The 26,595-nt window shown below is 72.2% G+C and carries 22 protein-coding genes, 1 tRNA gene and 1 pseudogene; 13 read left to right on the top strand and 11 right to left on the bottom strand.

All coding sequences use genetic code 11. The features are described 5' to 3' along the window. The first annotated feature begins 22 nt into the window (after positions 1-22). A complete protein-coding gene (locus ACFYM6_RS14130; protein WP_073837832.1) occupies positions 23-487 on the top strand; it encodes a carboxymuconolactone decarboxylase family protein in 465 nt (154 codons plus the stop codon). A gap of 60 nt (positions 488-547) precedes the next feature. On the opposite strand, the gene ACFYM6_RS14125 is transcribed toward ACFYM6_RS14130, so the two are convergent. Next, positions 548-1,015 carry a MarR family winged helix-turn-helix transcriptional regulator gene (locus tag ACFYM6_RS14125; protein ID WP_387275575.1) on the bottom strand — a complete coding sequence of 156 codons (468 nt, stop codon included), beginning with the start codon at positions 1,013-1,015 and terminating at the stop codon, positions 548-550. A gap of 112 nt (positions 1,016-1,127) precedes the next feature. On the opposite strand from ACFYM6_RS14125, the gene ACFYM6_RS14120 reads away from it, so the two are divergent. The 3 genes from ACFYM6_RS14120 to ACFYM6_RS14110 all read left to right on the top strand — a co-directional run bounded on the left by ACFYM6_RS14120 (position 1,128) and on the right by ACFYM6_RS14110 (position 4,244). After that, the gene (locus ACFYM6_RS14120) at positions 1,128-1,346 is read left to right on the top strand and encodes a hypothetical protein (RefSeq protein WP_387275363.1); all 219 of its coding nucleotides are present in this window, start codon (positions 1,128-1,130) and stop codon (positions 1,344-1,346) included. A gap of 322 nt (positions 1,347-1,668) precedes the next feature. Continuing rightward, entirely contained in the window at positions 1,669-2,124 is a 456-nt protein-coding gene (locus ACFYM6_RS14115) for a lamin tail domain-containing protein (protein WP_387275361.1), read from the top strand. Between the two features lie 326 nt (positions 2,125-2,450). Further along, entirely contained in the window at positions 2,451-4,244 is a 1,794-nt protein-coding gene (locus ACFYM6_RS14110) for a carboxypeptidase regulatory-like domain-containing protein (RefSeq protein WP_387275359.1), read from the top strand. A gap of 158 nt (positions 4,245-4,402) precedes the next feature. Here the strand turns inward: ACFYM6_RS14110 and ACFYM6_RS14105 are convergent. Beyond that, positions 4,403-4,479: transfer RNA gene (locus ACFYM6_RS14105), tRNA-Thr, on the bottom strand. A gap of 366 nt (positions 4,480-4,845) precedes the next feature. Between ACFYM6_RS14105 and ACFYM6_RS14100 the strand changes: the two genes are divergently transcribed. Then, complete coding sequence (locus tag ACFYM6_RS14100) at positions 4,846-5,937, top strand: ABC transporter ATP-binding protein (RefSeq protein WP_387275357.1); 1,092 nt, start codon at positions 4,846-4,848, stop codon at positions 5,935-5,937. Between the two features lie 62 nt (positions 5,938-5,999). On the opposite strand, the gene rlmB is transcribed toward ACFYM6_RS14100, so the two are convergent. Together rlmB and cysS are read right to left on the bottom strand one after the other, a co-directional pair. After that, positions 6,000-7,115: a 23S rRNA (guanosine(2251)-2'-O)-methyltransferase RlmB gene (rlmB, locus tag ACFYM6_RS14095; protein WP_387275355.1), complete on the bottom strand. Its 1,116-nt coding sequence runs from the start codon at positions 7,113-7,115 to the stop codon at positions 6,000-6,002. Then, positions 7,115-8,530, bottom strand: a complete 1,416-nt coding sequence (cysS, locus tag ACFYM6_RS14090) for a cysteine--tRNA ligase (RefSeq protein ID WP_387275353.1) — start codon at positions 8,528-8,530, stop codon at positions 7,115-7,117. Before cysS ends, rlmB begins: the two co-directional genes overlap by 1 nt. 63 nt (positions 8,531-8,593) lie before the next feature. On the opposite strand from cysS, the gene ACFYM6_RS14085 reads away from it, so the two are divergent. Continuing rightward, positions 8,594-9,241 (top strand): IclR family transcriptional regulator, encoded by a 648-nt coding sequence (locus ACFYM6_RS14085; RefSeq protein WP_073837780.1) that lies wholly within the window; start codon positions 8,594-8,596, stop codon positions 9,239-9,241. Positions 9,242-9,687: 446 nt separating this feature from the next. Continuing rightward, positions 9,688-10,908, top strand: a complete 1,221-nt coding sequence (locus tag ACFYM6_RS14080) for a hypothetical protein (protein ID WP_387275351.1) — start codon at positions 9,688-9,690, stop codon at positions 10,906-10,908. 130 nt (positions 10,909-11,038) lie between these two features. On the opposite strand, the gene ACFYM6_RS14075 is transcribed toward ACFYM6_RS14080, so the two are convergent. Further along, a complete protein-coding gene (locus ACFYM6_RS14075; RefSeq protein WP_387275349.1) occupies positions 11,039-11,734 on the bottom strand; it encodes an HAD family hydrolase in 696 nt (231 codons plus the stop codon). After that, the gene (locus ACFYM6_RS14070) at positions 11,731-12,690 is read right to left on the bottom strand and encodes a DMT family transporter (protein ID WP_387275347.1); all 960 of its coding nucleotides are present in this window, start codon (positions 12,688-12,690) and stop codon (positions 11,731-11,733) included. The genes ACFYM6_RS14075 and ACFYM6_RS14070 overlap by 4 nt, the downstream gene beginning before the upstream one ends. An 85-nt stretch (positions 12,691-12,775) precedes the next feature. On the opposite strand from ACFYM6_RS14070, the gene ACFYM6_RS14065 reads away from it, so the two are divergent. Continuing rightward, on the top strand, positions 12,776-13,321 hold the full coding sequence (locus tag ACFYM6_RS14065) for a CGNR zinc finger domain-containing protein (RefSeq protein ID WP_387275345.1): 546 nt from the start codon (positions 12,776-12,778) through the stop codon (positions 13,319-13,321). A 28-nt stretch (positions 13,322-13,349) separates the two neighbouring features. Here ACFYM6_RS14065 and ACFYM6_RS14060 read toward each other — a convergent pair whose 3' ends face one another. Continuing rightward, positions 13,350-14,759 (bottom strand): class II fumarate hydratase, encoded by a 1,410-nt coding sequence (locus ACFYM6_RS14060; RefSeq protein WP_387275343.1) that lies wholly within the window; start codon positions 14,757-14,759, stop codon positions 13,350-13,352. A 52-nt stretch (positions 14,760-14,811) separates the two neighbouring features. After that, positions 14,812-17,783: pseudogene (locus ACFYM6_RS14055) on the bottom strand (BTAD domain-containing putative transcriptional regulator). A gap of 198 nt (positions 17,784-17,981) precedes the next feature. Here ACFYM6_RS14055 and ACFYM6_RS14050 point away from each other — a divergent pair. Next, the gene (locus ACFYM6_RS14050; RefSeq protein WP_387275341.1) at positions 17,982-18,479 is read left to right on the top strand and encodes a hypothetical protein; all 498 of its coding nucleotides are present in this window, start codon (positions 17,982-17,984) and stop codon (positions 18,477-18,479) included. Between the two features lie 59 nt (positions 18,480-18,538). On the opposite strand, the gene ACFYM6_RS14045 is transcribed toward ACFYM6_RS14050, so the two are convergent. From ACFYM6_RS14045 to ACFYM6_RS14035, 3 genes are all read right to left on the bottom strand, one after another. Then, a complete protein-coding gene (locus ACFYM6_RS14045; protein ID WP_387275339.1) occupies positions 18,539-20,206 on the bottom strand; it encodes a fumarate hydratase in 1,668 nt (555 codons plus the stop codon). Positions 20,207-20,274: 68 nt separating this feature from the next. Further along, positions 20,275-21,672, bottom strand: coding sequence for a PQQ-binding-like beta-propeller repeat protein (locus ACFYM6_RS14040; RefSeq protein WP_387275573.1), 1,398 nt, complete (start codon positions 21,670-21,672; stop codon positions 20,275-20,277). Between the two features lie 152 nt (positions 21,673-21,824). After that, the gene (locus ACFYM6_RS14035) at positions 21,825-22,322 is read right to left on the bottom strand and encodes an Lrp/AsnC family transcriptional regulator (protein ID WP_387275337.1); all 498 of its coding nucleotides are present in this window, start codon (positions 22,320-22,322) and stop codon (positions 21,825-21,827) included. 139 nt (positions 22,323-22,461) lie between these two features. Between ACFYM6_RS14035 and hppD the strand changes: the two genes are divergently transcribed. From hppD to hisC, 4 genes are all read left to right on the top strand, one after another. After that, positions 22,462-23,667, top strand: coding sequence for a 4-hydroxyphenylpyruvate dioxygenase (hppD, locus tag ACFYM6_RS14030; protein WP_387275335.1), 1,206 nt, complete (start codon positions 22,462-22,464; stop codon positions 23,665-23,667). Positions 23,668-23,677: 10 nt separating this feature from the next. Next, positions 23,678-24,391 (top strand): RDD family protein, encoded by a 714-nt coding sequence (locus ACFYM6_RS14025; RefSeq protein ID WP_387275333.1) that lies wholly within the window; start codon positions 23,678-23,680, stop codon positions 24,389-24,391. Between the two features lie 81 nt (positions 24,392-24,472). Continuing rightward, positions 24,473-25,480: an RDD family protein gene (locus ACFYM6_RS14020; protein ID WP_387275331.1), complete on the top strand. Its 1,008-nt coding sequence runs from the start codon at positions 24,473-24,475 to the stop codon at positions 25,478-25,480. Beyond that, positions 25,477-26,580: a histidinol-phosphate transaminase gene (gene hisC, locus ACFYM6_RS14015; protein WP_387275329.1), complete on the top strand. Its 1,104-nt coding sequence runs from the start codon at positions 25,477-25,479 to the stop codon at positions 26,578-26,580. The genes ACFYM6_RS14020 and hisC overlap by 4 nt, the downstream gene beginning before the upstream one ends. Positions 26,581-26,595: the final 15 nt, after the last annotated feature.

The raw sequence follows: 26,595 nt of genomic DNA, 5'->3' as shown, positions 1-26,595 counted from the left end.
TAACAAGACAGGACCAACGGACATGGCTCTCGAAGCACGTATCCAGAACCCCGCGGCGCTGCTCCCGGACGCGGTGAAGGGGGTCAACCTGCTCTACAAGGCCGCGCACTCGGCGGGCGTACCGGCCAGCACCCTGGAGCTGGTCCACCTGCGGGCCAGCCAGATCAACGGATGCAGCGCCTGCGTCGACTCCGGGGCGCGCAACGCCCGCAAGAACGGCGAGACCGAGGAGCGGCTGTTCGCGCTGGCCGCCTGGCGCGAGACGCCGTACTTCACCGACGCGGAGCGGTCGGCGCTCGCCCTGGCCGAGGCGGCGACCCGGCTCGCCGACCGGAGCGACCCGGTGCCGGACGACATCTGGGACGAGGCGGCCCGCCACTTCGGGGAGAAGGAGCTGGCGGCGCTGGTGCTCTGGATCGCCACCACCAACTTCTTCAACCGGATCAACGCGACGACCCGCCAGCCCGCCCCGCAGAACTGGGGCTGACCGCCGGCGTACACCCCGCGGGCGGTCGTGGTTCGACGGCGACCGCACCGCGGGGCCGGGTCACGACCCGCGGTCGTCCGGCGGCGGGGCCGCCTTCGGGGCCTGCTGGGCGGCCTCGATCACCTCGGTGAGGGCGGCGTGCAGCTTCCGGAGGTCGTCGAGCGGCATGCCGAGCCGCTCGACGATGGCCGGCGGGATCTGCTCGGCCTGGCTGCGCAGGGCCCGGCCCTTGGCGGTGAGCGTCACGGCGAGGCTGCGCTCGTCGGCCGGGTTCCGCTCCCGCTGGAGGTAGCCGCTCGCCTCGAGGCGTTTGAGCAACGGCGACAGGGTGCCCGGGTCGAGCTGCAGCAGCCGGCTCAGTTCGCGTACGGAGAGTGGCCCGTGCTGCCACAGCGCGAGCATCACCAGGTACTGCGGGTGGGTCAGGCCGATCGGCTCGAGCAGTGGGCGGTACACCGCCACCACCCCGCGGGCCGCGACGGACAGGGCGAAGCAGACCTGCTGCTCCAGAGCCAGCGGGTCGTCGATCCCGCTCAGGTCACCCGATCCTGCACCGCTTCTCGCCACCCTGTTACCGTACCAATAGTTTGTGCACCAACCATTTGCCTACCAACGAGCGGACGCGGACGGAGCGTGGACGATGGCTGCCGAGGAGAAGAAGGCACCCGGCGAGGGCGGGCGCATCCTGTCCTGGGTGTTCAAGAACCTGGCCGGCCCGCCGACCGTGGAGAACGCCATCCAGGGCGGCTCCCAGCAGGCCCGCGACCTGTGGAAGCAGGACCTCGAGCGGCGTAAGCAGTGGAGCCGGGAAGAGCGCGAGCGCAAGCGCGCCGAACGCGAGGCCCGCCGGTCCAACTGAGGACGACGGGCAGCCAGGTGCGAAACCGGCGGGGCCGTTGGAGCCCCCGGCCGGGGATCGAACCGGCGACATCTCGCGCACAAGCTGGCACGTGGATGAACTGGTCCAGCCTCTTTGTACACCGGTGGCTCCGACAACTTGTCGCAGATCGAGCCAGATGGCTTTTCCCAGACGCCTAAGTAGACATCGTTTCCCTGGCAGCTACTTTCCGGAGGGAAACTACCGTTCGCCGCCGTTACGCTCTGCGCGCATGTGATGCCGTCGAGGCATCTGGCCGGCGACGGGTTCACGCCGGCGTCCATGCCCAACAAAGGGGGACCACTTGAAGAAGAGGCTGATTGGGGTCGTCTCGGCGCTCGCCATCGCCGTCGGCGGGTCGCTGGCCGTCGCCGCCCCGGCGCAGGCTGCCACCCCGGCCGTGATGATCACGAAGGTCTACTACAACTCGCCGGGCAGCGACAACGGGTCGAACACCAGCCTGAACGCGGAGTACGTGCGGCTGACCAACAAGCGCAGCTCCACCATCAACCTCAAGAACTGGACCCTGCGCGACAAGTCCAACCACGTCTACAAGTTCAGCAGCGACTTCTACCTCAAGGCCGGCTACAGCGTGGTGATCCACACCGGCAAGGGCACCAACACCAGCAGCAACCGCTACTGGGGCTTGTCCGGGTACGTGTGGAACAACACCGGCGACGCCGCCTACCTGCGCAACTCCGCCGGCACGGCGATCGACAGCTGCTCCTGGGGCAGCCGCGGCAGCTACACCTACTGCTGACGGCACCTCCGCCGCAGGCTTCAACGCCGGCCCACTGGACATGGTGGGCCGGCGTTTGCCGCATTCGGTCACCCGTCGCGTCAGCTCGCTCGCAAGCCCGACAACTCGCTTACGAGCTCTGTGCGAGGAGTCCGTCGGCGTCTGAAACGGTCGCCGGCTCGAAGCGGCGTCCGGGCCAGCGCCGCGCAGGGTCCAGCCGGTCCCCTGCCGTCCGAAGGGACAGGCGGCGTGGCCAACGACTGGTACCTTCCTGGACAACATCCATGGAGGGTGATGTCTCCGGCTGACGGCCGGATGACCTCTGTGTACTCAGAGACGGGGAAACAATGAAGGGTAGGGTGCTGCGCGCGCTGGGCGCGGCGGCGACGGCCGGCCTGCTGGCCGTCATCGGCCTCACCGGCCCGGCCCAGGCGACGGAAACCGCCGGCCTGGACGGCACGATCACCAACAAGCTGACCGGCGCGCCCGTCGCCGGGGCGGGAATCGTCATCCAGCAGCAGGACGGTTCCCACTGGAACTTCACCAACAGCGACACCGCCGGCCACTTCGCGTTCCCGGACGTCCCGGCCGGCCAGTACACCGTCCAGGTGAACGCGGGCGGTTACGTCGAGGAATGGCTCTGGGGCCACCGGAACAGCTGGGAGGCGGACCTGATCACGGCCCCGGCCACCTTCCAGATCCCGCTGATGCCCATCCAGTACGGCGACGTCGCCGGCCGTGTCGTGGACCGGAAGGGTGGCGGCATCCCGCACGTCAACGTCGAGCTGCGGCGCGGCGGCAATTGGGTCGGCAACGTGGCGACCGACGACGCCGGGCGCTACCGGTTCAGCCGGGTCGAGACCGACACCAACTATCAAGCGCAGTTCACCTTCCCGAGCGGCCAGGTGCTCTTCAACGGCGGAGCCAGCTCCGAGTACGAGGCGCCCTACTTCGCCGTGAAGGCGGACGTGACGACGACGGTCAACCTCACCCGGCCCCCGGTCGGAAATCTCGTCGTCAATGCGGTCGACCAGAAGACCGGCGCCGCCATCGCCGGCTACTGCTGGTACCCGCAGGACGGCCCCGGCGGATTCTCCTTCCAGACGACCTGCACCGACAGCCAGGGCCGGGCCCGGTTCCAGGACATCCCGGTCGGCACCTACAAGGGCGGCGGCTACGACCCCGACGAGATCTACGTCAACGGCCTCTTCGGCCCGGTGACCGTGACCGAAGGGGAGACCACCAAGACCACCGTCAAGCTGGAGAAGTCGGTCAGCCTGCACGTCGACTTCGTCGACGCGGCTACCGGCGAACCGGTCAGCGGGGCGTGTGTCACCCTGGCCGACCCGGTGCACACCGATGTCTCGCAGTACGGCCAGTGCGGTTCCGAGGTGGACTACAAGAATCTCTTCGCCGCCGAGCACTTCCGGCTCTTCGTCGCGCCGTACGACGGGGAGCACGGCGCGCAGTGGGTCTCGACGACCGGTGGCGGAACCGGCGACCCGGCCCTGGCCAGGATCTTCGCGCCGACGCCGGGCGAGCGCATCCGGGTGACCGTCAAGCTGGACGGCGCCGGCACCGTGACCGGGGTCGTCCGGGACGCCGCGACCGGAGCCGGCGTGGCCGATGTCTGCCCCAGCCCGACCGGGCCGGCCTTCGACGCCAACGCCGGGCCGAACTCCTCCTGCACGTACGACGGCGGTCAGTACCAGATCCGCAACCTCGGCCCGTACCAGTGGAAGCTGGCCTTCCCGGCGTTCGACGGGAGGCATGCGTGGGCGTGGTCCGGCAACGCGGCGACCCGGTCGTCCGCGACGCCGGTGCAGGTGACGGCCGGCGAGACCACCACGCTGGACGTGGCGCTGCCGGCCACGGGCACGGTCAGCGGCACGGTCACCGTGCCCGAAGGCACCTGCCTGCGGTGCGTGTCCATCACCGCGGTCGACCCGACCACCGGTGACTGGGCGGGCGTGGAGACGTCCCCCCGCGCCGACGGCACCTTCACGATGAAGGGTTTCAACACGCAGGACGTGCGACTCCTCTACAGCGTGGGCGACGGCCGGGTGGCGTACCCCGACCTGATCCACATCACGGCGGGCGGCGCCGTCAGCGGCGTCGCGATCACCGTGCCGGCCGCGTAACGCCGGCGACCCCCGGCCCGTCCACCGTCGCGGTGGGCGGGCCCGCTGCCATCGGGCACCCCGTCGAGGCGACAGGGGGTCAGCGCGGCGTCGATGTCAGACGCCCGCTCGGCCGACCCTTGATGGGCTCGCCGGACGGGTCTTGACCGGTGAAGGCGTGGAGCCCCCGGCCGGGATCGAACCGGCGACATCTCGCTTACAAGGCGAGTGCTCTGGCCAGCTGAGCTACAGGGGCGCGTGGTGCCGTGGTCAGCATAGCGACTGAGGCCCGGAAATCCCGTTCCGCAGGGCTCCCCAGCACGGAAAACGTCAATTTCGTGACCTCGACGCCGACGTATCGACACCCGGTCGCCGCACGGTGGTGGGGATTGATGCCTCGGAGTGCCTGACTGACCGGAATGCGTATGCGGTCCGTCCCATCCCACGCACCCCGTCTTGGCACGATCGGAAAACCCGTTTACCGTGCAGTGACACGGACGACACCTCCGGTCCGCCTCGGCTGCCTGGGGTGACCGCCCGTTGGCCGGCACCGTGGGTGCCGGTCGCTCCTTCCACTCGGATCGTCCGGCACGTTCCTGCCGGTGAAAGGAAGCGCTCCACCATGGCTACGGTCACCTACGCGAAGGCGTCCCGGATCTACCCGGGCACCGAGCGCCCCGCCGTCAACAAGCTCGACCTGGAGATCGGCGACGGGGAGTTCCTCGTCCTGGTCGGCCCGTCGGGTTGCGGCAAGTCCACCAGCCTGCGGATGCTCGCCGGCCTCGAAGACGTCGACGACGGCGCCATCTACATCGACGACCGGGACGTCACCCACCTGCCGCCGAAGGCCCGCGACATCGCGATGGTCTTCCAGAACTACGCGCTCTACCCGCACATGACGGTGTACGAGAACATGGCGTTCGCGCTCAAGCTGCGCAAGACCTCGAAGTCGGAGATCGACCGGCGGGTCAAGGAGGCGGCGGCGCTGCTCCAGCTCGAGGACTTCCTCAGCCGCAAGCCGAAGGCGCTCTCCGGCGGTCAGCGCCAGCGGGTCGCCATGGGCCGCGCGATCGTCCGGGAGCCGCAGGTCTTCCTCATGGACGAGCCGCTGTCGAACCTCGACGCCAAGCTCCGGGTGCAGACCCGTACGCAGATCGCGTCGCTCCAGGCCAAGCTGGGCGTCACCACCGTGTACGTGACCCACGACCAGGTCGAGGCCATGACCATGGGTCACCGGGTCGCGGTCATGCTCGACGGCGTCCTCCAGCAGGTGGACACCCCGCGGGCGCTCTACGACACCCCGGCCAACGTCTTCGTCGCCGGCTTCATGGGCTCTCCCGCCATGAACATCAAAACGGTGCCGCTGACCGAGCAGGGTGCCGAGTTCGCCGAGATGCACGTGCCGCTGACCCGCGAGCAGGTCGAGGCGGCCAAGGCCGAGGGCGGCGACGGCAAGGTCACCGTCGGTTTCCGGCCGGAGGACTGCGACCTGGTCAGCCCGACCGAGGGCGGCATGCCGGTCGTGGTCGAGCTGGTCGAGGACCTGGGCTCCGACGCCAACGTCTACGGCCACGCCGCGCTCGGCGGCAGCTCCGAGCGGTTCGTCGTGCGGACCGACCGCCGCACGATGCCGAACATGGGTGACACCGTGTTCGTCAAGCCGCGCCAGGGCCGCAGCCACGTCTTCCACGCCACCACCGGCAACCGGATCTGACGTACGTAAAAGGGGCGGTCCGCCACGGCGGACCGCCCCTTTCGTGTCTTCCGAGAAGGGCGTCAGATCTCGACGGCGCGGCGCCGGGCGACCTCGGCGAGGGTGACCGCGGCGGCGACGCTGGCGTTGAGCGACTCGACGTCGGAGACCATCGGGATGCGCACGGTCAGGTCGCAGGTCTCGCCGACCAGCCGGGACAGCCCGCGTCCCTCCGAGCCGACCACCACGACCAGCGGGCCGACCGCGGCCTCCAGGTCGTACAGGTCGGTCTCGCCGTCGGCGTCCAGGCCGACCACCACGAAGCCGGCGTCCTTGCACGCCTTCAGCGACCGGGTCAGGTTGGTGACCTGGGCGACCGGCACCCGCGCGGCCGCGCCGGCGCTGGTCCGCCAGGCGGTCGCGGTGATCCCGGCCGCCCGCCGCTCGGGTACGAAGACGCCCTGCGCGCCGAAGGCGGCGGCGGACCGGATCACCGCGCCGAGGTTGCGCGGGTCGGTGACCCCGTCCAGCGCGACCAGCAGCGGGCACGCCTGCTCCAGCGCCGCCGCCATCAGGTCCTCGAACGGCTCGTACGCGAACGGCGGGACCTGGAGGCCGACGCCCTGGTGCAGCACCCCGCCGGTCATCCGGTCCAGCTCGGCCCGGCTGACCTCCAGGAGCGCGATGCCCCGGTCGGCAGCTGTCCGGACGATCTCGTTGACCCGGTCGTCGACGTCGATGCCCTGCGCCAGGTAGAGGGCGGTGGCCGGCACCTGGGCGCGCAGCGCCTCCAGCACCGGGTTCCGTCCGACCAGCAGCTCCGGGCTGTCCTTCGGAGGGTTCGACCGGCGGCCCGGGGCGACCCGGGGACCGCCCCGGGTGGCCGGCTTGCCCTTGCCACCCTTCACCGGGACGCCGGCGCGGCTGCCCTTGCCCCAGGTGGTGTCCTTGCTGCCCGGCTGGCCGATCTTGGGGGCGCGCCCCTCCTCGGCCGCCGAGCGGCGCTCCTTCTCCTGCTTCCAGGCGGTGCGCTGGGGCAGCTGCTCGGTGCCCGAGTATGCCTTGTGCCAGGGTCGCTCGTCGGCGGGCAGGGTGCGGCCACGGCCCGCGAGGGCGTCCCGCCCCTTGCCGCCGGTGCCCTTCGGCGCACCAGCCTTCGGCGTCAGCCGTCGGCCACGGCGCTGCGAGTTGCCGGCCATCAGTCCTGCTCTCCAATAGTCCAACGGGGGCCCTGGGGGGTGTCCTCGACCACCACGCCGGCCTGCTTGAGCTGGTCGCGTACGGCGTCGGCGGCGGCCCAGTCCTTGCGGCTGCGGGCCTGGGCGCGCTGCTCCAGGGCCAGCGCGATCAGGGAGTCCACCACGCCGCGCAGGTCGCTCGCGCGGCCACCGCCCGTCCAGACCGGGTCCAGGGGGTCGACGCCGAGGATATCCAGCATCGCCCGGGCGGCGGCCAGGGTCGTGCGGACGGTCACATCGTCGCCGGCGGCCAGCGCGCTGTTGCCGTCCTTGACCACCTCGTGCAGCACGGCCAGGGCGGCCGAGGTGTTGAGATCGTCGTCCATCGCGGCGGCGAAGCCGGCCGGCATGTCGCCGCGCTGCCCGCCGCCGACCCGCTCGACGGCCCTCTGCACGAAACCCTCGATCCGGCGGTAGGCGACGGCGGCGTCGCGCAGCGAGTCCTCCGAGTAGTCGATGCGGGACCGGTAGTGCGCGGCCGCGTAGTAGTAGCGCAGCTCCACCGGGCGCACCCCGAGGGACGCCACGTAGTCCAGGTCGAGGGTGTTGCCCAGCGACTTGCCCATCTTGGCGCCGCCGATGCTGAGCAGGCCGTGGTGCACCCAGTAGCGGGCGAACCCCAGGTCGGCCGCCTGCGACTGGGCGATCTCGTTCTCGTGGTGCGGGAAGGTCAGGTCGAGCCCGCCGCCGTGGATGTCGAACTCCGCGCCCAGGTAGCGCCAGCACATCGCCGAGCACTCGATGTGCCAGCCGGGCCGGCCCCGGCCCCAGGGCGACGGCCAGTATGCGTCCGCCGGCTCGTCCGGCTTGACGCCCTTCCACAGGGCGAAGTCGCGCGGGTCGCGCTTGCCCCGCTCGGGTGTGTCCCCGGCGGGCTGCATGTCTTCCGGCGACTGCCCGGACAGCGACCCGTACGCCGGCCAGGAGGCCACGTCGAAGTAGACGTCGCCGGAGCCGTCGGCGGCCGGGTAGGCGTGCCCGGTCTCGATCAGCCGGGCGATCAGCTCGTGCATCTCCGGGATGTGCCCGGTGGCCCGCGGCTCGTAAGTCGGCGGCAGCACGTTCAGCGCCCGGTAGGACTCGCCCAGGATCTGCTCGTTGGCGTACGCGATCGACCAGAACGGCCGCTCCTGCTCCATCGCCTTGACCAGAATCTTGTCGTCGATGTCGGTCAGATTGCGGATGAAGGTCACCTCGAAGCCGGAGACGAGCAGCCACCGCCGCAGCACGTCGTAGTTGACGCCGGAGCGAAGGTGGCCGATGTGCGGCGGGGCCTGGAGGGTGAGACCACACAGGTAGACCCCCACCTTGCCGGTTTCCCGCGGGACGAAGTCCCGCACCGATCGGGCGGCGGTGTCATACAGGCGTAGCGTCACCGTACAAGGGTAGCCGTCCGTGGTATTTCGAGGTTGTGCGGAGCCGGTCGTACGCTGCGTGCTGTGGACACGGCGGCACGGGCGGGAGAGACGGCCCAGACCCTGGACCGGGGGCTGCGCCTGCTGCACCTGGTCGCGGATGCACCCGGCGGGCTGACGGTCACCGAGGCGGCGAACCGGCTGGGCATCGGCCGGGCGGCGGTCTACCGGCTGGTCGGCGCGCTGACCGGGCACGGCATGCTGCGGCGCGACGGTGCGGGCAAGCTCCGGCTCGGTGCGGGCGTGCTGCACCTGGCCCGCCGCGCCCAACCACTGCTCGCCGAGGGAGCCCTGCCGGCGCTGCGGCGGCTGGCCGAGCAGACCGGGGCGACGGCCCACCTGACCGTGGTCGAGGGGGGTGAGGGGGTCGCCCTCGCCGTGGTGGAGCCGAGCTGGACGTCGTTCCACGTGGCGTACCGGACCGGGTCCCGGCATCCGCTGGAGCGGGGCGCCGCGGGGCGGGCCATCCTCGCCGGCCGGTCGGGCGCCGCCGGCCCGGTGAGCACCAGCGGCGAACTGCAGTCCGGGGCGTACGGAGTAGCCGCGCCGGTGCTCGGCGTGCCCGGGCTGGAGGCGAGCGTCGGCGTGGTGTCGCTGGCGCCGCTCGACGTGGCGGTGGTCGGCGACCAGGTCACCGTCGCCGCCCAGGCGATCGCCACCGCCCTCGCCTGACGCACCGGCCCCGATCGGCGAAGCGGCGGTATCTCCCGGGCCGGATACCGCAAGGTCAGCGACCCGGCGGTAGCCGAACATGCGGGATACCGCCGGGTCCGCGACGTGGCAGGCGCTCCCAGTCCGGCCGCGCTTGTCGGTCGGCGCGGGCGGGCCCGTCCCCAGGCCGGATGTCCGGGTCGGCCGTCCCGAGGCCGGCAGGCAGCCGGCTTCCGGACAGCGCTCGCCTTCCGCCAAGGTCGGCGCACTGGCGGTATCCGCCGACTCCGGACACCGCCGACGGCGACAGAGCGGGGAGCCCCCGGAATGAAGGCGGTGGCCATGCAGGGGCCCCTAGCACAAAGTGCGGGCGGTGTGGCGGTTGTCCACAGGGCGGGGCAGCGAGACCGGCCACGGTTGTCCACAGGGATGTCCCTCGCCCGCGATGCGCCGCCAGGCTTGTTCCCATGCCTCCTCATCCGCACCGGCCGGCCGAGTTGGCCTGGCAGGTCTTCCGTGGCTCGGACGTGGTCCAGCGTGGGCTGCTGACCCGGCATCAGCTCCGGGGCGCATCCTGGCTCCGCATCCGGCATGATGTCTACGCCGACGCCCGGCTCGACCGTGACCACGCGCTGGCCTGCCGGGCCGCCCTGCTCCTGCTCCGGCTGCCGCCGGGCGCGCTGATCGCCGGGCCCTCGGCCGCGTACCTGCACGGCGTGGCGCACGCCGCTGGTTTCGCGGACGACGTGCACGTTCTGCTGCCGCCGATGGCCCGTGCCGACTCCCAGCCTGGCATCCGGGTCCACCGCATCCGTCCGGACGTGTCCCCCACCTGCGCAGGCCTGGTCATCGCCGGCAGCGCCACCGCCGGGGTGCCCGGCACCGCCAGCAGCAGCGCCGACCGGACACACATCGCCGCTACGACCACTGACCAGACGAGCACCTCAAGCCGCACCGCGGACCACAGGAGCACCGCTAGCCGCACCGCCCACCAGACGAGCACCGCGAGCATCGCCGCCGGTCGGATCGACAACGCCAGCCGGTCCATTCCGGCGTCGGCGCTCGCCACCTCCGTTCGACCGGTCAGGCGGGCTGCCCCGCCCGTCGCCCGTCGGGCCGGCCAGGGCGGAGCAGACCCGATCCGCCCTGGCCGTTCGTCCTGGGTGCCGCGCAGCGACCCGGCGGCGTGCGCCTGGGAGACGGCGGTGTGGGCCGACCCGGTGCGGGCGGTCGGCATCCTCGACGCGCTGCTGGCTCAAGGTATGGTCAGCCGGAGCACACTCGCCGACATAGCGGACCGCAACGCTGGACGACCCGGTGGCCGACGCGCGAGTTGGGTGTTCGGGTTGGCGGACCCGGCGGCGCAGTCACCGCCGGAGTCGCACCTACGGGTCCGCCTGGTGCTGGCCGGGTTGCCGCGACCGGTCGCGCAGCACCCGGTCCGGTTCGACTCCGGGCTGGTCCTGCGTCCTGATCTGGCCTGGCCGCAGTTCCGGGTCGCCGTCGAATACGACGGCACGTGGCACGCCGACGCCGACCAGCTGCACCGCGACCGGCAACGGCTCAACCAGTTCGTCGGTGGCGGCTGGCTGGTGCTGCACGTGACCAGCCGCCGCCTGCACCGGGATTTCACCGCCGTGGTCCGCGAGGTCCGAGCCGCGCTCGTCGCCCGGGGATGGCGAGCGTGAGATGCGCCGAAAACGTCGATGTGGCGGTATCCCGGGCACCTGGATACCGCCACATCACCGACACGGTCCTCGGTCGTGCACCCGGCGCGGGCCCGCGGCGGGAGGGTCCGGCTGAGGGCCGGGGGACGAGTCAGTGGCGGGCGAGGAGATCGAGGAGGAGGTCGGGGAGGTCGGCGAGCGTGGCCACCTCGGCGTCCGGGGTCACCCCGGAGGGGCGGGGCAGCCCGGCCCGGTTCAGCCAGACGGCGCGCAGCCCGGCCCGCTGTGCCGCCACCACGTCGTGCTCGGGCGAGTCCCCCACGTACACGATCCGCTCGGGCGGCAGTCCGGCCGCCGTCACCACGGCGGCGTAGAACTCCGGGGCGGGCTTCTTCGGCAGGCCGTTCTCGTGCGCGTACAGCTCGAAGGTGAACTGGCCGGCGAGCCCGCAGCGCTCGGCGCGGCTGTTGCCGTTGGTGGCCAGGCCCAGCAGGTGCCGCGGGCGCAGCGCGGCCAGCGCGGGCACCGCGTCCGGGAACGGCCGGCTCAGCGCGAAGCGGCGGGCGAAGAAGAGCGCGGCGAACTCGTCCCGGTGCTCGTCGAGGCCGGCCCGGGCCAGCGACCGGGCCAGCGCCGCCCGCCGAATCTCCTGCACCGGCGCGGCGCTCAGCGCGCCGAACACCGCACCCCAGTCCGACTCCAGATCCGCCAGGGAGACCCCCGCGGCCGCCGGGGTCCACCGCCGCATCTCCTCGAGTACGGCCACCAGCGCGCCGGTGACCGCCGGGCGCAGGTCGATCAGGGTCTCGTCGGCGTCGAAGACGACCGCGGTACGGGGTTCGTTCACCGCTCGCCGGCCAGCGCCGGCTCGGCCGGGGCCGGCGGGACCGTCTCCGGCGTGCGCAGCTCGTCCAGCCGGACCAGGGCGACCCCGACCACGATCAAGGCCCCGCCGAGCAGCTGGACAGCCGTCGGCAGTTCGGCCAGCACCAGCCAGGCGATCAGCACCGCGAACATCACCTCGGTCAGCCCGACGAAGGAGGACAGGCGCGCGCCGAGCAGCCGGGCTCCCGCGACCCCGGCCAGGTACGCGACCACCGCGGCGATCAACGACAGCCCGGCGATCGGCACCAGCCAGCTCACCTGCTGCCCGGCGAAGGTGACGTCGGCGGTGTCGGCCCGCAGCGGCAGCAGCCGGGCCATGCCGAGCAGGGCGAGTGCCAGCGCGCCGATGGCCATCCCGCCGCTCGCCATCACCACGGACGGCAGCGCGGCGTCGACCCGACCGGCGATGACGTAGTAGCCGGCCAGCCCGACGCCGGCGCCGAGCCCCCAGAGCACCCCGATCGGGTCGAGCCGTCCGGCGCCGGTCAGGTCCAGCACGAACACCAGCCCGCCGAGCGCGGTCAGCGACCCGATCACGGTGAGCAGTCGGGGTCGCTGGCCGTGGACCAGCCACATCCAGCCGACCACCAGCACGATGCCCAGATACTCCAGCAGGAGCGCGACACCGACCGGCAGGTAGCGGACCGCGTTGAAGAAGCACGCCTGTGCCACCGCCACCCCGAGCAGTCCGAACACGACGATCGTGCCGGCGTTGCGCCGCAGCACCGGCCACCGCCCGCGCAGCGCCAGCAGCGCCGGCACGGCAAGCACCAGCGCCGCGATGCCGACCCGGGCCAGCACCACCGCCTCGGCGGACCAGTCGCCGGCGATCAGCGAACGGGCGAAGGTGCCCGATGTGGCGAACGTGAGCGCGGAGAGCAGGGCCAGGCCGAGGCCGACGCCGGACCGTTCACGCATCGACAGCTCCTTGATCGAACGACCGGTCATTGGTGAAACATGGTTATGCTGATGACGCTAGGCCGGCATCCTGACAGGAGTCAAGTTGCTATTCGCCCATGACACCGAGTGTGGCCTGGTCGCCGCCGCGGGACTGGTGAACACCGCCGGGCCGGACCGGGAGGGCCTGCCCGACGTGCCCGCCCTCGACGAGTTCATCGCCGCGCACGGCTGGACCGGCCGCCACGAGCACACCGACGCGGAGCTGCGCGAGGTCCGCGCGCTGCGGCCCCGGCTCCGCCGGATCTGGTACGCCGGCACCGACGAGGTGGTGGGCATCGTCAACGGGCTGCTCCGCGAGTCGCACGCGCTGCCCCAGCTCATCCGGCACGACGGCGAGCCGTACCACCTGCACGCCGTGCCGCGCGACGCGCCGCTGGCGACCCGGATGGCCGTCGAGGCCGCCATGGCGATGGCCGACCTGGTCCGCACGGGTGAGCTCAGCCGGCTACGCCTGTGCGACCACCCGGACTGCGACAAGGTACTGGTCGACCTCTCGAAGAACCGGTCCCGCCGGTTCTGCGACACCGGCTGCGGCAACCGTGCCGCCGTGAGCGCCTACCGAGCCCGCAAGGCGGCGGCCCACTCCTGACGTGTGCCGGCACGATCCGGAGCCCCGGTCAGGGGTGGGTCATCCGGAGCAGGTCCAGGGCCTCGTCGAGCTGGGCCTCGCTGAGCTTGCCCGAGGCGACGTGTCCCCGGGAGAGCACCACCTCCCGGATCGAGACCTGCCTGGCCAGCGCCTCCTTGGCGATCGAGGCGGCCTCGTCGTACCCGAGGTGGCGGTTGAGCGGGGTGACGATCGACGGCGAGCCCTCGGCGTACGCCAGACTGACCTCGGCGTCCGCGACCAGGCCGACCACCAGGCGGTCGGCGAAGAGGCGGCTCGACGCGGCCAGCAGCTTGATCGACTCCAGCAGGTTGCGGCCCATCACCGGAAGCATCACGTTCAGCTCGAAGTCGCCCTGCGAGCCGGCGAACGCGACCGTGGCGTCGTTGCCGATGACCTGCGCACAGACCTGCCGCATCGCCTCGGCGACCACCGGGTTCACCTTGCCCGGCATGATCGACGAGCCGGGCTGGAGATCGGGGATGCGCAGCTCCCGCAGGCCGGCCCGCGGGCCGGAGCCCATCCAGCGGATGTCGTTGGCGATCTTGTACAGGCCGACCGCGATGGTGCGGAGTTGGCCGGAGGTCTCCACCAGCGCGTCCCGGGCACCCTGCGCCTCGAAGTGGTTGCGCGCCTCGGTCAGCGGCAGCCCGGTCGACTCGCGCAGCTTCTCGATCACCCGGCCCGCGAAGCCGAGCGGGGTGTTGATGCCGGTGCCGACGGCGGTGCCGCCGAGCGGCAGTTCGGCCAGCCGCGGCAGCGCGGACTCCAGCCGCTCGATGCCGTAGCGGACCTGGGCGGCGTACCCGCCGAACTCCTGGCCGAGGGTGACCGGGGTGGCGTCCATCAGATGGGTACGCCCGGCCTTGACCACGGTCTCGAACTCGGCCGCCTTCTCCTCCAGCGCCCCGGCCAGGTGCTTCAACGAAGGGATCAGATCCTCCACCACGAACTGGGTGGCGGCCAGGTGGATCGACGTCGGGAACACGTCATTGCTGGACTGCGAGGCGTTGACGTCGTCGTTCGGGTGCACGTTCCGGCCCAGCTCCCGGCTGGCCAGCGTGGCGATCACCTCGTTGGCGTTCATGTTGGACGACGTGCCGGAGCCGGTCTGGAAGACGTCGACCGGGAACTGGTCGTCGTAGCCGCCGTCGGCCACGTGCGCGGCGGCGGTGGTGATCGCCTCCGCCACGTCGGCCCTGATCACCCCCAGCTCGCCGTTGACCTGGGCGGCGGCCCCCTTGATCTGCGCCAACGCCTTGATCTGGGCCGGTTCCAGGCCCCGCCCCGAGATCGGAAAGTTCTGCACCGCACGCTGGGTCTGCGCCCGCCACAACGCCTCGGCTGGGACCTCCACCTCGCCCATCGAGTCGCGTTCGATCCGGTAGCCGGTCGCCTCTGGAGTCGTCACGCGTACCATCCTGCCGCGCTGATCGCCGGACCGCAGGGAAAGCTGGTCGGGGCTGCGCTCGTCAGCTCAACTCCGCGAGCAGTCTTGCCGTGCTCTTCTGGTCTGGGGACTCGACCTGCCGGAACAGGGCCAGCGCCCGGCTCGCGTACATCCGGGCGGCCTGCGGATCGGTGGCGCGCAGGCAGCGGGCCATCCCGTCCAGTGCCCGGGCCTGCTCGTAGCGGAGCCCGAGCTTGGTGGCGTCCTGGAGGACCCGGCGATGCAGGTCGAGCGCCCCGGGCCCGGCCCCCTGGTCGAACAGCGCGCGGGCCAGCAGGTTGCGGGACGCGCACTGGCCGCTCCGGTCACCGGCCCCGGTCATCGCCAGCAACGCCTCGCGGTGCCGGAGCGCCGCCTGCCCGGGGCGCCCCGCGCGGCGTTCCATCACCCCGATCTCGTTGAGCACCTCGCCCTCGCCGAAGCGGTTGTGCTCCCTGCGCTTGAGCAGCAACGCCAGCTCCAGCAGCCGCCGGGCGGGCACCAGGTCCCCCATCCGGTGCCGGATCATCCCGAGGTGCCCGAGGGCATTGGCCGACATGCGCAGGTCAGGGCCGTGCCGGGGGAGCAGGAGCTGGTGCCTGGCGGTCCGTAGCGCCTCCTCGTACCGGCCGAGGTGCAGCAGTGCCATCGACAGGTTGTTGAGCAGGCTCCCCAGCACTCCGGTCTCGTCCGGGTAGCGGGCCAGTCGTACCGCGGCCCGGATGCACTCCTCGGCGCGGCGATACTCGTCGCCGCTGAGGTATGCACCGCCCAGGTTGCCCAGCATGATCCGCAGGTCCCGGTGCAGGCCGGCCCGGCGGTACCGGTCGAGGACGGCCTCCATCAGCCGGATCGCCTCGGCGAACCGGGCCAGCCGGTAGTGGGCCGACGCGAGGTAATTCATGGTCATCGCCGCCGCCCCGTCGTCGCGCAGCGCCTCCGCGGCACGCAGGGCGATGGTGTGCGTCTCGACCAACTCGTCGAGATGCCCCCCGTCGAAGTACGACCGCCAGCACACTCGGGCCAGCTGCCAACAGTGCCGGAGGAAGCCCTCGCTCTCGGCGAGCCGGACCAGGGCGGTCAACGCCGCCCGGTTCTCGTCGAACCAGCTTCGGCCCTGGTCCAGAGTGGCCGCGACCAGGTCAGGGCGCGGCGGCGGAGGCAGGCGGTCCAGGGCGTCGGTGACGACCAGTTCCATCGTCCGGGCGATCGCAGCCGCCACGTGCAGGTGGTGATCGAGCAGCCGTTCCATCCCGGCTCGGCACTCGTCGGCTAGATCCGGATCCGTCAGCAGCCCTCGGGCATACTCCCGCAGCAGATCGTGCAGCCGGTACCGGCCCGGCTCCACCTCCTCCGCCAGATGGGCGTCGACCAGTTCGTCGAGCAGATCCGGCACATCGGAAAGGGGCAACTCGGCGAGCGCCGCGCCACCCGGTTGTCGAACCGGACGCCGGGATGCAGCCCGAGCAGCCGGAAGAGCCGCTGCGCCGGAGGCGACACCTGGGCGTACGAGAGGGCGAAGGCCTGCCCGACGGAGCGCTCGCCCGCCGCGAGCTCGGCCAGGGGGTCCCGTCCGGCCGTCAGGCGCTCGGCCAGGTCCGCGATCCGCCACGTCGGACGGTGCGCCAGGCGGGCGCCGGCCAACCGGATCGCCAGTGGCAGGTGACCACAACGGCGGACCACCTCGGCGGCGGCCTCCGGCTCGGCGGCCACCCGGTCCGGGCCGGCGATCCGGGCGAGCAACTCGACCGCCTCGTCGGGCTTCAGCACCGGGAGGGACGACGGCCGCCCGTCGTCGAGCCCGATCAGCCGACGTCGGCTGGTGATCAGGACGAGATTGTCCGGCCCGTTGGGCAGCAGCGGCGCCACCTGCGCGCTGTCGGCCGCGTTGTCGAGCACCACCAGGGCCCGCCGGTCGGCCAGCTCGCTGCGCCACATCGCCAGCCGGTCGTCGAGGTCGAGCGGTACCCGCTCGGGCGGCACACCGAGCTGGCGGAGCAGCACCGCCACCGCCGCGGCCGGGGCCAGTGGGTTGCGCTCGCTGTGCCCGTGCAGGTCGATGAAGACGTGCGCGTCGGGGTAGCGGTCACCCAGGGCGGTCGCCACGTGTACGGCCAGAGTGGTCTTGCCGCTGCCGGCCATCCCGTCGATGAGCTGGACCCGGGCCCCGTCCTCCTCGATCTCCTTCACCAGCCGGGCGACGGTCTGCTGCCGCCCGGTGAAGTCGCTGATCGCCCGGGGCAGCGAGCGGACGGGCATCGCGGCTGGGCTCGCCGGAGCGCCGAACGCCGTTTCCCCGGCGAGCACCCGCTGGTGCAGCTCCTGCAGCGCGGCACCGGGCTCGATGCCCAGCTCCTCGGCGTAGATGCGGCGGCCCTCGCGATAGACGGCGAGCGCGTCCGCCTGCCGGCCGACCGCGGACAGCGCGAGCATGAGCTGGCCGCGCAGCCGCTCCCGCAGCGGATGCCGGTCCACGCTCTCGGCCAGTTCGTCGATCAGGTCAGCTGCCTGGTGCAGCCGCAGTTCGACGTCGACGCAGTCCTCCAGCGTGGCGATGCGCTGCTCGTCGAGGGCCTGCGCCCGGCGCCGTACGCGCCGGCTGGCGATCCCGCTCAGCGCCGGGCCGCGCCAGAGTGCCAGCGCGGCCCGGTAGTGCTGGCGCGCCTCGGTGGGCTGGCCGGCGGCCCGGCCGGCCTCGACCGTGCGGGCGAAGACCGCCGCGTCCAGGTCGGCCGGGTCGACCCGGATGCCGTAGCCGACCGGGTCGGTGACGATGGTCTCGGGCGGCAGCCCGAGCAGGGCGAGCCGCTGCCGCAGCCGCGACACGCAGATCTGGAGCTGGGCGCGGGCGGTGGCCGGCGGTCGCTCCTCCCAGACCGCGTCGACCAGTTCCTCGATGGGCACCACCCGGCCGTTACGCAGCAGCAGCATGGCGAGCACGGTCCGGTCCCGGCCCGCGGTGACGGTGGCCTCGCCATCGCCCACCCGCAGGGGTCCCAGGATCCCGAACCGCATCTGCTTCCCGTACGCCTTCCTGTGCAATTCCAGCAGAGTAGCCCGACCGTCACGGATCGCCGCGCCGGGGACGATAGCGATCTGATAGCGGATCGACAGCGCCAGCGCCGAGACTCGTCCCGGGTTGTCGGTGACGACATCCGACGGGGGCGGTGCGCCCGCTGGGAATCCCCCCTCCCGGCGGGCGCACCGACGTCGATGTGCGGCAGGCGGAAACAGGACGTCACACACGTCCAGTACGAGCCGGAGCGGACCGTCGCAGCGGGATCGGACGGCACGGCCACCATCGAGTGGACGCCGAGCGGTACCTACGACGAGATGTGGGGCGGCTGGACCGAGCTGCAGGTGCGGGCCCGGACGGCCGACGGGGTGACCACTGATCCGGACTTCTACTCGTTCCGCGTGGACCCGCTGAGCCCGATGGTCTCCTCCGATGTCTTCATCTGGGGCGGCACCGCGACGGTCGGCACAACCGGTGATTTCACCTTCACCGCCCAGCTGCCCGGCACCACCGAGTTCGTCTACTCGTTCGACGGGGGCCCGGAGCAGATCGTGGCTGCCGATGTGGCCGGCAGGGCCCGGGTGGGCTGGACCGCTGGGTCGCCGTACAACCACGAGCTGGTCGTGCGCAGCCGCACCGCGGCCGGGGTGACGTCCGGACCGGCGTACTATCAGATCTGGATCGACCAGGGCTGATCACGGACAACCGAAGGGGCGCCGGGTGGATGCCACCCGGCGCCCCTTTCGGCTCCGCGTCAGCGCCGGCCGACGGTGAGCACCGGCTTGGTGACCTCGGCGAAGAAGTCGTTGCCCTTGTCGTCGACGACGACGAAGGCCGGGAAGTCCTCCACCTCGATCTTCCAGACCGCCTCCATGCCGAGCTCGGGGTATTCGAGCACCTCGACGTGCTTGATGCAGTCCTGGGCGAGCCGGGCGGCCGGGCCGCCGATCGAGCCGAGGTAGAAGCCGCCGTGCTGCTGGCAGGAGCGGGTGACCTGGGCCGAGCGGTTCCCCTTGGCCAGCATCACCATCGACCCGCCGGCCGCCTGGAACTTCTCCACGTACGCGTCCATCCGGCCGGCGGTGGTCGGGCCGAACGAGCCGGAGGCGTAGCCCTCGGGGGTCTTGGCCGGACCGGCGTAGTAGACGGCGTGGTCGCGGAGGTACTGCGGCATCGGCTCACCGGCGTCCAGCCGCTCGGCGATCTTGGCGTGCGCGATGTCCCGGGCCACCACCAGCGGGCCGGTCAGCGACAGCCGGGTCTTCACCGGGTACTTCGACAGCTCGGCGCGGATCTCGTCCATCGGCCGGTTGAGGTCGACCCGGACCACCTCGGACGCGTCGAGGTGCGCATCGGTCACGTCGGGCAGGTAGCGCGCCGGGTCGGTTTCCAGCCGCTCCAGCCATACCCCGGACGGAGTGATCTTGGCGACGGCCTGCCGGTCGGCGGAGCAGGAGACAGCGATCGCCACCGGGCAGGAGGCCCCGTGCCGGGGCAGCCGGACCACCCGCACGTCGTGGCAGAAGTAGCGGCCGCCGAACTGCGCGCCGATGCCGAAGTTGCGGGTCAGCTCCAGCACCTCGGCCTCCAACTCCAGATCACGGAAGCCGTGCGCGCTCATCGAGCCGGAGGTGGGCAGGGTGTCCAGGTACTTGGCGGAGGCGTACTTGGCGGTCTTCAGCGCGTACTCGGCGGAGGTGCCGCCGATGACGATGGCCAGGTGGTAGGGCGGGCAGGCCGCGGTGCCGATCAGCCGCAGCTTCTCCTCCAGGAACTGCATCATCCGCGTCGGGTTCAACAGCGCCTTGGTCTCCTGGTAGAGGTACGACTTGTTGGCCGACCCGCCGCCCTTGGCCATGAACAGGAACTTGTACGCGTCCGGGTGCCCGTCCGGGTCCTCGGCGTAGAGCTCCACCTGGGCGGGCAGGTTGCTGCCGGTGTTCCGCTCCTCCCACATGGTCAGCGGGGCGAGCTGCGAGTAGCGCAGGTTCAGCCGGGTGTACGCCTGGTAGACGCCGCGCGAGATGGCCTCGGCGTCGGTGCCGTCGGTGAGCACGTGCCGGCCGCGCTTGCCCATCACGATCGCGGTGCCGGTGTCCTGGCACATCGGCAGCACGCCGCCGGCGGCGATGTTGGCGTTGCGCAGCAGGTCCAGCGCGACGAACCGGTCGTTCGGCGAGGCCATCGGGTCGTCGATGATCGACCGGAGCTGGGCCAGGTGCGCCGGGCGCAGGAAGTGGGCGATGTCGTGCATCGCCTCGGCGGTCAGCGCGGTCAGCGCGGAGGGCTCCACGGTGAGGAAGCGACGGCCACCCGGACCGTTGACGACGTCGACGCCCTCGTCGGTGACCAGGCGGTATTCGGTGTGGTCGGGACCGGTCGGCAGCAAGGGGGCGTACGAGAACGCGGCGGCACTGCTCATGACGGAAAAGCCTAGGGCAGCGGCGTCGATCGGTGGCACCCGCCGGGGGGCGTCCTGGGATGCAGCTCTCACCCGCCGTTGCCCGGCGAGTCGCACAGCTCCCGCTTCGGTCCGCAGTTCCCCTGATCCGACGGGGGGACGGAGGTGCTGCCGCCCGGGTTCGGGCCGGGGGCGCTGCCCCCGTCGACGGGCGGGGGCCCCGCCGACGTCCCGGCGCCCCAGCGGACGTACCCGATCTCCCGACCCTCCCCGATGATCATGCCGTTCGGGCCGACCGCCAGGGCGTTCGCCGAGGTACGCAGCACCGCGAGCTCCCGTCCGGTACGCGGGTCGACCGCGATCAGCCGGGACGGCTTCTCCTCGGCGATCACCGCCGCATACGGAGTGAGGGCCGCCCCGCTCTTCGATCCGGCGGCCCGGGTCCACCGGTTCCGGTCGACCGACAGCTCCCGGCCGAGGATCGAGCGCTTGTCCGCGCTGCGCACCAGCGCGTACCGGTCGTCGACGGCGAGCAGCTTCTCACCGTCCGCGCCGACGTGGAGCAGCCGGCCGTCGTATCCGTCGAGCACCGCCTCGCGGCCGTCCGGGGCGACCCCGATCAGCACGTTCCGGGCGCCCTGCGGGTCCTCCCGCTGCACGCAGCCGGCGTAGTCCGCGGTCCGCAGGTTCACCCCGCTCCGCTGCCACACCTGCCGGCCGGTCGCCGGGTCGACGGCGGAGAGGGCGAAGTAGCAGCTGCCGTCCCGGGAGGTGGCGTTGATCCGGAGCAGCCGGCCGCCGATCACGGCCAGCCGCTCCTCCCGGCCGGGCTGGACGTTCTGCAGCACCCGGCCGGTGGCCGTGTCCACCACGTGCACCCGCCCGTCGACGGGGAGGCCGAGCAACGGCGGGACGTCCTCCGGCCCGGCCACGCCGCCGTCGATCCGGGGGGCGCTCAGCCGCCGGGTGCCGAGCAGGTCCGGGTTGTCGGCGAGCAGCCCGCTGTGCACGCCGGGCAGGAACGCCGTCCACAGCGGCTTGGTGCCGCGCGGTTCCCAGGCGCTCAGCGTGCAGTCGGTGGCGTCCGCGCAGCGCGCGTCGAGCAACAGGTTCCGGTAGGTCCAGACCGCCACCGCCCGGTCGTCGCTCCGGCGCACCGCACCGCTGGTCGGGTCGAGCAGCTCGTACCCCTTCACGAGGAGCTTGCCCACGGCGACGACCGGGTCCCGGTCGCCGCCGGCGACCGCCGCCCAGTCCGCCTTGCGCTCCCAGAGCTGGGTGCCGGTGGCCAGGCTGCGCGCCTCGACCCGGGTGCGTTGCTCGACGACGACCGTGTCGCCGGCGATGGTGACGCTCTTCGGGGTGCCGCCGACCCGCTGCTGCCAGACCACGTCCGGCTCGGCGATCGGCTCGCTCCGGTCGACCCAGTCCCACATGGTCGGGAACGGGTTCCACACGCCGGTGGCCGCGAGCACGATCACGGTGATGAGCCCCAGCAGCAACCAGCCGCGTACGCCAAGGCCCTTCACACCGCACACGGTAGCGACGATCACCGCGCGGCCGAGCCCGCGCGGCTGCGTGTCGCGCCGGTTTCTGCGCCGGCCAGCGTGTTAAGAGGGGCGCCGGGCCGCGTGAGGCGTCAGGCCGGGGCCCGGCGGCCGGCGGAGCGGACCAGGGGAAGCGTGCGGTAGGGGATCTGCTCGGCGAGCGCGATGATCGTGGAGGCGCGCCGGATCCCCTCCGACGAGACGATCTGGTCGATCACCCGCTGCAGGTCGGTGTTCGACCGGGCCACGATCCGGCAGAGCAGGTCGCTGGAGCCGGTGATGGTGTGCGCCTCCAGCACCTCGGGGATGGCGGCCAGGTGCGCGGTGACCGGATCGTGGCCGTGCCGCTGGCTGATCTCCAGGGTCACGAAGCTGGTCACCCCGAAGCCGATCGCGGCCGGGGCGATGTCCGGGCCGAAGCCGGCGATCACCCCCCGGTCGACCAGCTTGTCGAGCCGGGCCTGGACGGTGCCCCGGGCCACGCCGAGTCGCCGGGAGCACTCCAGCACCCCGATCCGCGGCTCCTCGGCGAGCAGTTCGATCAACCGCGCATCCAGTTCGTCGAGCTGTACATCCTGACCAGCGTTCATAGGGTTTCACTTTACGGAATGCACAAGCTGATCAGCAATTCTGGCAACTGTTGCCCAACCGGCGGCGGGAAAGCAATCCTCGCCACAACAGCAGTCAACGGCGGCCCACGAAGCCGGCCGGTACGCAAGGGAGGCCAACATGACCCAGGCGATCGACCGACCCCAGTCGACCGAGGAGGTCGACGTCGACGCCCTCGTCGGCGCCGTCGACCACGACATCAGCCGGGACCCGTTCCCGGTCAAGGGTCTCGACCACGTGCACTTCCTGGTGGGCAACGCCAAGCAGGCCGCCCACTACTACTCCACCGCGTTCGGCATGACCTGTGTGGCGTACCGGGGCCCGGAGCAGGGCTACCGGGACCACGCCCAGTACGTGCTGACCAGCGGCTCGGCCCGGTTCGTGCTGACCGGCGCGGTCCGCCCGGACGCCGAGGGCGCCGAGCACGTGGCGAAGCACAGCGACGGCGTCTCCGACATCGCGCTGGAGGTGCCGGACGTGGACGCCGCGTACGCCCACGCCACCGCGCAGGGCGCGACCGGGCTGGTCGAGCCGCACGACCTCAGCGACGAGCACGGCACCGTCCGGCTGGCGGCCATCGCCGCGTACGGCGACACCCGGCACACCCTGGTCGACCGGTCCCGCTACACCGGCCCGTTCCTGCCCGGCTTCGTGGCCCGCGGCCCGATCGTGGACCGGCAGCCGATGATTGACGCGGGCATCCAGCCGAAGCGCTTCTTCCAGGCCGTCGACCACGTGGTCGGCAACGTGGAGCTGGGCCGGATGGACGAGTGGGTCGAGTTCTACAAGCGCGTCATGGGCTTCAGCAACATGGCCGAGTTCATCGGCGACGACATCGCCACCGACTACTCGGCGCTGATGAGCAAGGTGGTCGCGAGCGGCACCCGCAAGGTGAAGTTCCCGCTCAACGAGCCGGCCGTCGCCCGCAAGAAGTCGCAGATCGACGAATACCTGGAGTTCTACCAGGGGCCGGGCGCCCAGCACATCGCCGTGGCCACCAACGACATCCTGGCCAGCGTCGACGCCATGCGGGCCGCCGGCGTCGAGTTCCTCGACACCCCGGACTCCTACTACGAGGACCCGGAGCTGCGCGCCCGGATCGGCCAGGTGCGGGTGCCGATCGAGGAGCTGCAGTCCCGCAAGATCCTGGTCGACCGGGACGAGGACGGCTACCTGCTCCAGATCTTCACCAAGCCGGTGCAGGACCGTCCGACCGTCTTCTTCGAGCTGATCGAGCGGCACGGCTCGCTCGGCTTCGGCAAGGGCAACTTCAAGGCCCTGTTCGAGGCCATCGAGCGGGAGCAGGAGAAGCGCGGCAACCTGTAACACTGTCCGCGTGACCCAGCCTCCCTCGAACGCGTCTCCGCCGCCCGCCGGGCCCCCGCCCGCGGGCGGCGGCTTCGCGCCCCCTTCCGGACCGCCGTATGCGCCCCCCACGCAGTACGCCCCGCCGACGTACGCCGGGCTGCCGGGCTACCCCCCGCCGGCGCATCCGCCCTACCCGGGATTCGTGCCGCCGGCGCTGGCGCCGAACGGTCAACCGCTCGCCAGCTTCACCGACCGGCTGCTCGCCTGGCTGATCGACACCGCGGTGGCGAGCGCCCTCGCCATGGTGCTCTTCCTGCCGGTCTTCGTCTGGTTGGTGGTCCGGATGGTGGACCAGATGCCGCCGCCCGGCCCGGACGGGACGGTGGCCGAGCCCGACCCGTCGGTGCTCATCACCGACGTCTTCCTGCCGGTGCTCCTCGCCGAGCTGGGGATCTTCGCGCTCCTGCTCGTCTTCTACTGGCTCTACCACGTGGAGTACGCCCACCGGACCGGCCAGACGCTCGGCAAGAAGGTGGTGAAGATCCGCATCGTCCCGGTCGAGCCGGGCGCCACCCTCACCCGGGGCGCGCTGGGCAAGCGGTATCTGGTGGAGTTCGTCGCCGGCTCGCTGGTGCCCTTCGCCAGCTACCTCGACGGTTTCTGGCAGCTCTGGGACAAGCCCTGGCAGCAGTGCCTGCACGACAAGTTCGCCGGAACCGTCGTCGTTAAGGTTGCACCGTGAGCGTGAGGAGTGAGCCGGGTTTGCGAGCCCCGCAGTCGCGAACTGAGATGGCACCGTGAGCGAGCGCAACGAGGCACGACCGTGAGCGTGGAACCCGGCTGGCACGTAGACCCCGCCGACCCCGAGACCCGACGGTACTGGGACGGCGAGGGCTGGATCGGCGCGCCGATCCCCGTCGACGCCACCCCGCCCGAGGGCCCGCCGCCGCCCGAACCGTCCCCCGCCGCCGCGCCGGCTCCCGCCGCCCCGGCTGCCCCGTACCCGGGCCAGCCCCCGGCCGCGCCGCATCCAGGGCAGCCGGTCAGCGGGCCGTACCCCGGGCAGCCGGCCGCCGGGCCGTACCCCGCGCAGCCGGCCGCCGGGCCGTACCCCGGGCAGCCGGCCGGCGGGCCGGCCCAGTGGCCGGGGCAGCCGACCGGACCGGGCCAGCCGGCGGGACCGCCACCGGGCTGGCCGTACCCGACCTGGCCGGTACGCCCGCCCGCGCCGCAGCCGCACGGGCTGCCGCTCGCGTCGTACGGCGCGCGGCTGGTCGCCCGGCTGATCGACCTCGGCGTGGTGTTCCTGCTCAACGTCGTGGTGAACGGCTGGTTCGTCTGGCGCTACTTCGAGGAGATCTCGCCGTATTTGCGCGAGTCGGTGCGTCGGTCGCTGGCCGGGGAGACCTCCACCGACGGGCTGCCCCAGCCGGGCGAACAGGCCGCCGCGCTGCAGATCGTCATCCTGCTGATCGCCACCGCGCTCTGGTACGCGTACGAGGTGCCCTCGATGGCCGCCCGGGGACAGACCTTCGGCAAGCGGGTGATGGGCATCCGGGCGCTGCCGATCGAGGCCGACCAGCCGCTCGGCTTCGGCCGGGCCACCCGGCGGTGGAGCACCCTCGGCCTACCGACGCTGCTCTGGTACTGCTGCGGCTTCGGCCTGCTGCTGCAGTTCGTCGACGCGGTCTCCCCGCTCTTCGACCAGCCGCTGCGCCAGGCACTGCACGACAAGCGGGCGCAGACCGTGGTGGTCCAACTCCCCCGCATCAGGCCCGAAACCCGTACCACCTCGCGCGACAGCGCCAATCCCCCGGGAGACACCCCATGACCGACACCGGACGTCACCAGCCTCCGCTGCGGCTGACCCGCGCCGACCTGGACGCGCTGCCCAGCTACGTGCCCGGCCGCAGCCCGGCCGACCTGGCCCGCGAGCTGGGCCTGCCCGAGGCGATCAAGCTGGCCAGCAACGAGGTTCCCTACGGCCCGCTGCCGGGCGTGGTGGAGGCGGTCGCCGAGGCGATGGCCGGCTCGCACCGCTACCCGGACATGGGCGTGGTGGCGCTGCGTCAGGCTCTCGCCGAGCGGTACGGCGTGGACCCCGACCGGATCGCCACCGGCTGCGGCTCGGTGGCGCTGGCCGAGCACCTGGTCCGGGCCACCTGCCTCCCCGGTGACGAGCTGCTCTACTCGTGGCGGTCGTTCGAGGCGTACCCGATCATCGCGGCGACCAGCGGCGCGACCAGCGTGCGGGTGCCGAACGACGCCGGCCACGGCCACGACCTGGCCTCGATGGCGGCGGCGGTGACCGACCGGACCCGGATGATCCTGGTCTGCAACCCGAACAATCCGACCGGCACGGCGGTCCGCAAGGCGGAGCTGGACCGGTTCCTCGACACGGTGCCGGACGACGTGCTCGTGGTGATCGACGAGGCGTACCGGGAGTTCGTGACGGACCCGGAGGTGCCGGACGGCCTGAGCTACCTGGACCGCCCGAACGTGGCCGTGCTGCGCACCCTCTCCAAGGCGTGGGGGCTGGCCGGCTTGCGGATCGGCTGGCTGGTCGCCGAGCCGAGCGTGGCCGCCGCCGTCCGCAAGGTCGTCACGCCGTTCTCCACCAGCCTGGCCGCCCAGGCCGGCGCGCTCGCCGCGCTGGCCCAGGCCGACGAGGTCGAGCGCCGCTGCGCGCTGGTCGTCGCGGAGCGGGACCGGGTCACCGAGGCGGTGCGCAAGCTCGTCCCGGACGTGCCGACCAGCCAGGCCAACTTCGTCTGGCTGCCGCTCGGCGAGCGGGCCGTCGAGTTCGGCCGGGCGTGCGAGGCGCGGGGCGTGATCGTCCGGCCGTTCCCGGGCGACGGGGTCCGGGTCACCATCGGCACCCCGGCCGAGAACGACGCCTTCCTGGCCGCCGCCGAGGCGGCGCTGGCCTGACGGAAGGAGGGCCTC

The organism is Micromonospora sp. NPDC006431, from assembly GCF_042870725.1.
GTDB lineage: Bacteria > Actinomycetota > Actinomycetes > Mycobacteriales > Micromonosporaceae > Micromonospora.
Note: the sequence above shows the minus strand (reverse complement) of the source record. Positions and strands in the feature narration are given on the sequence as shown.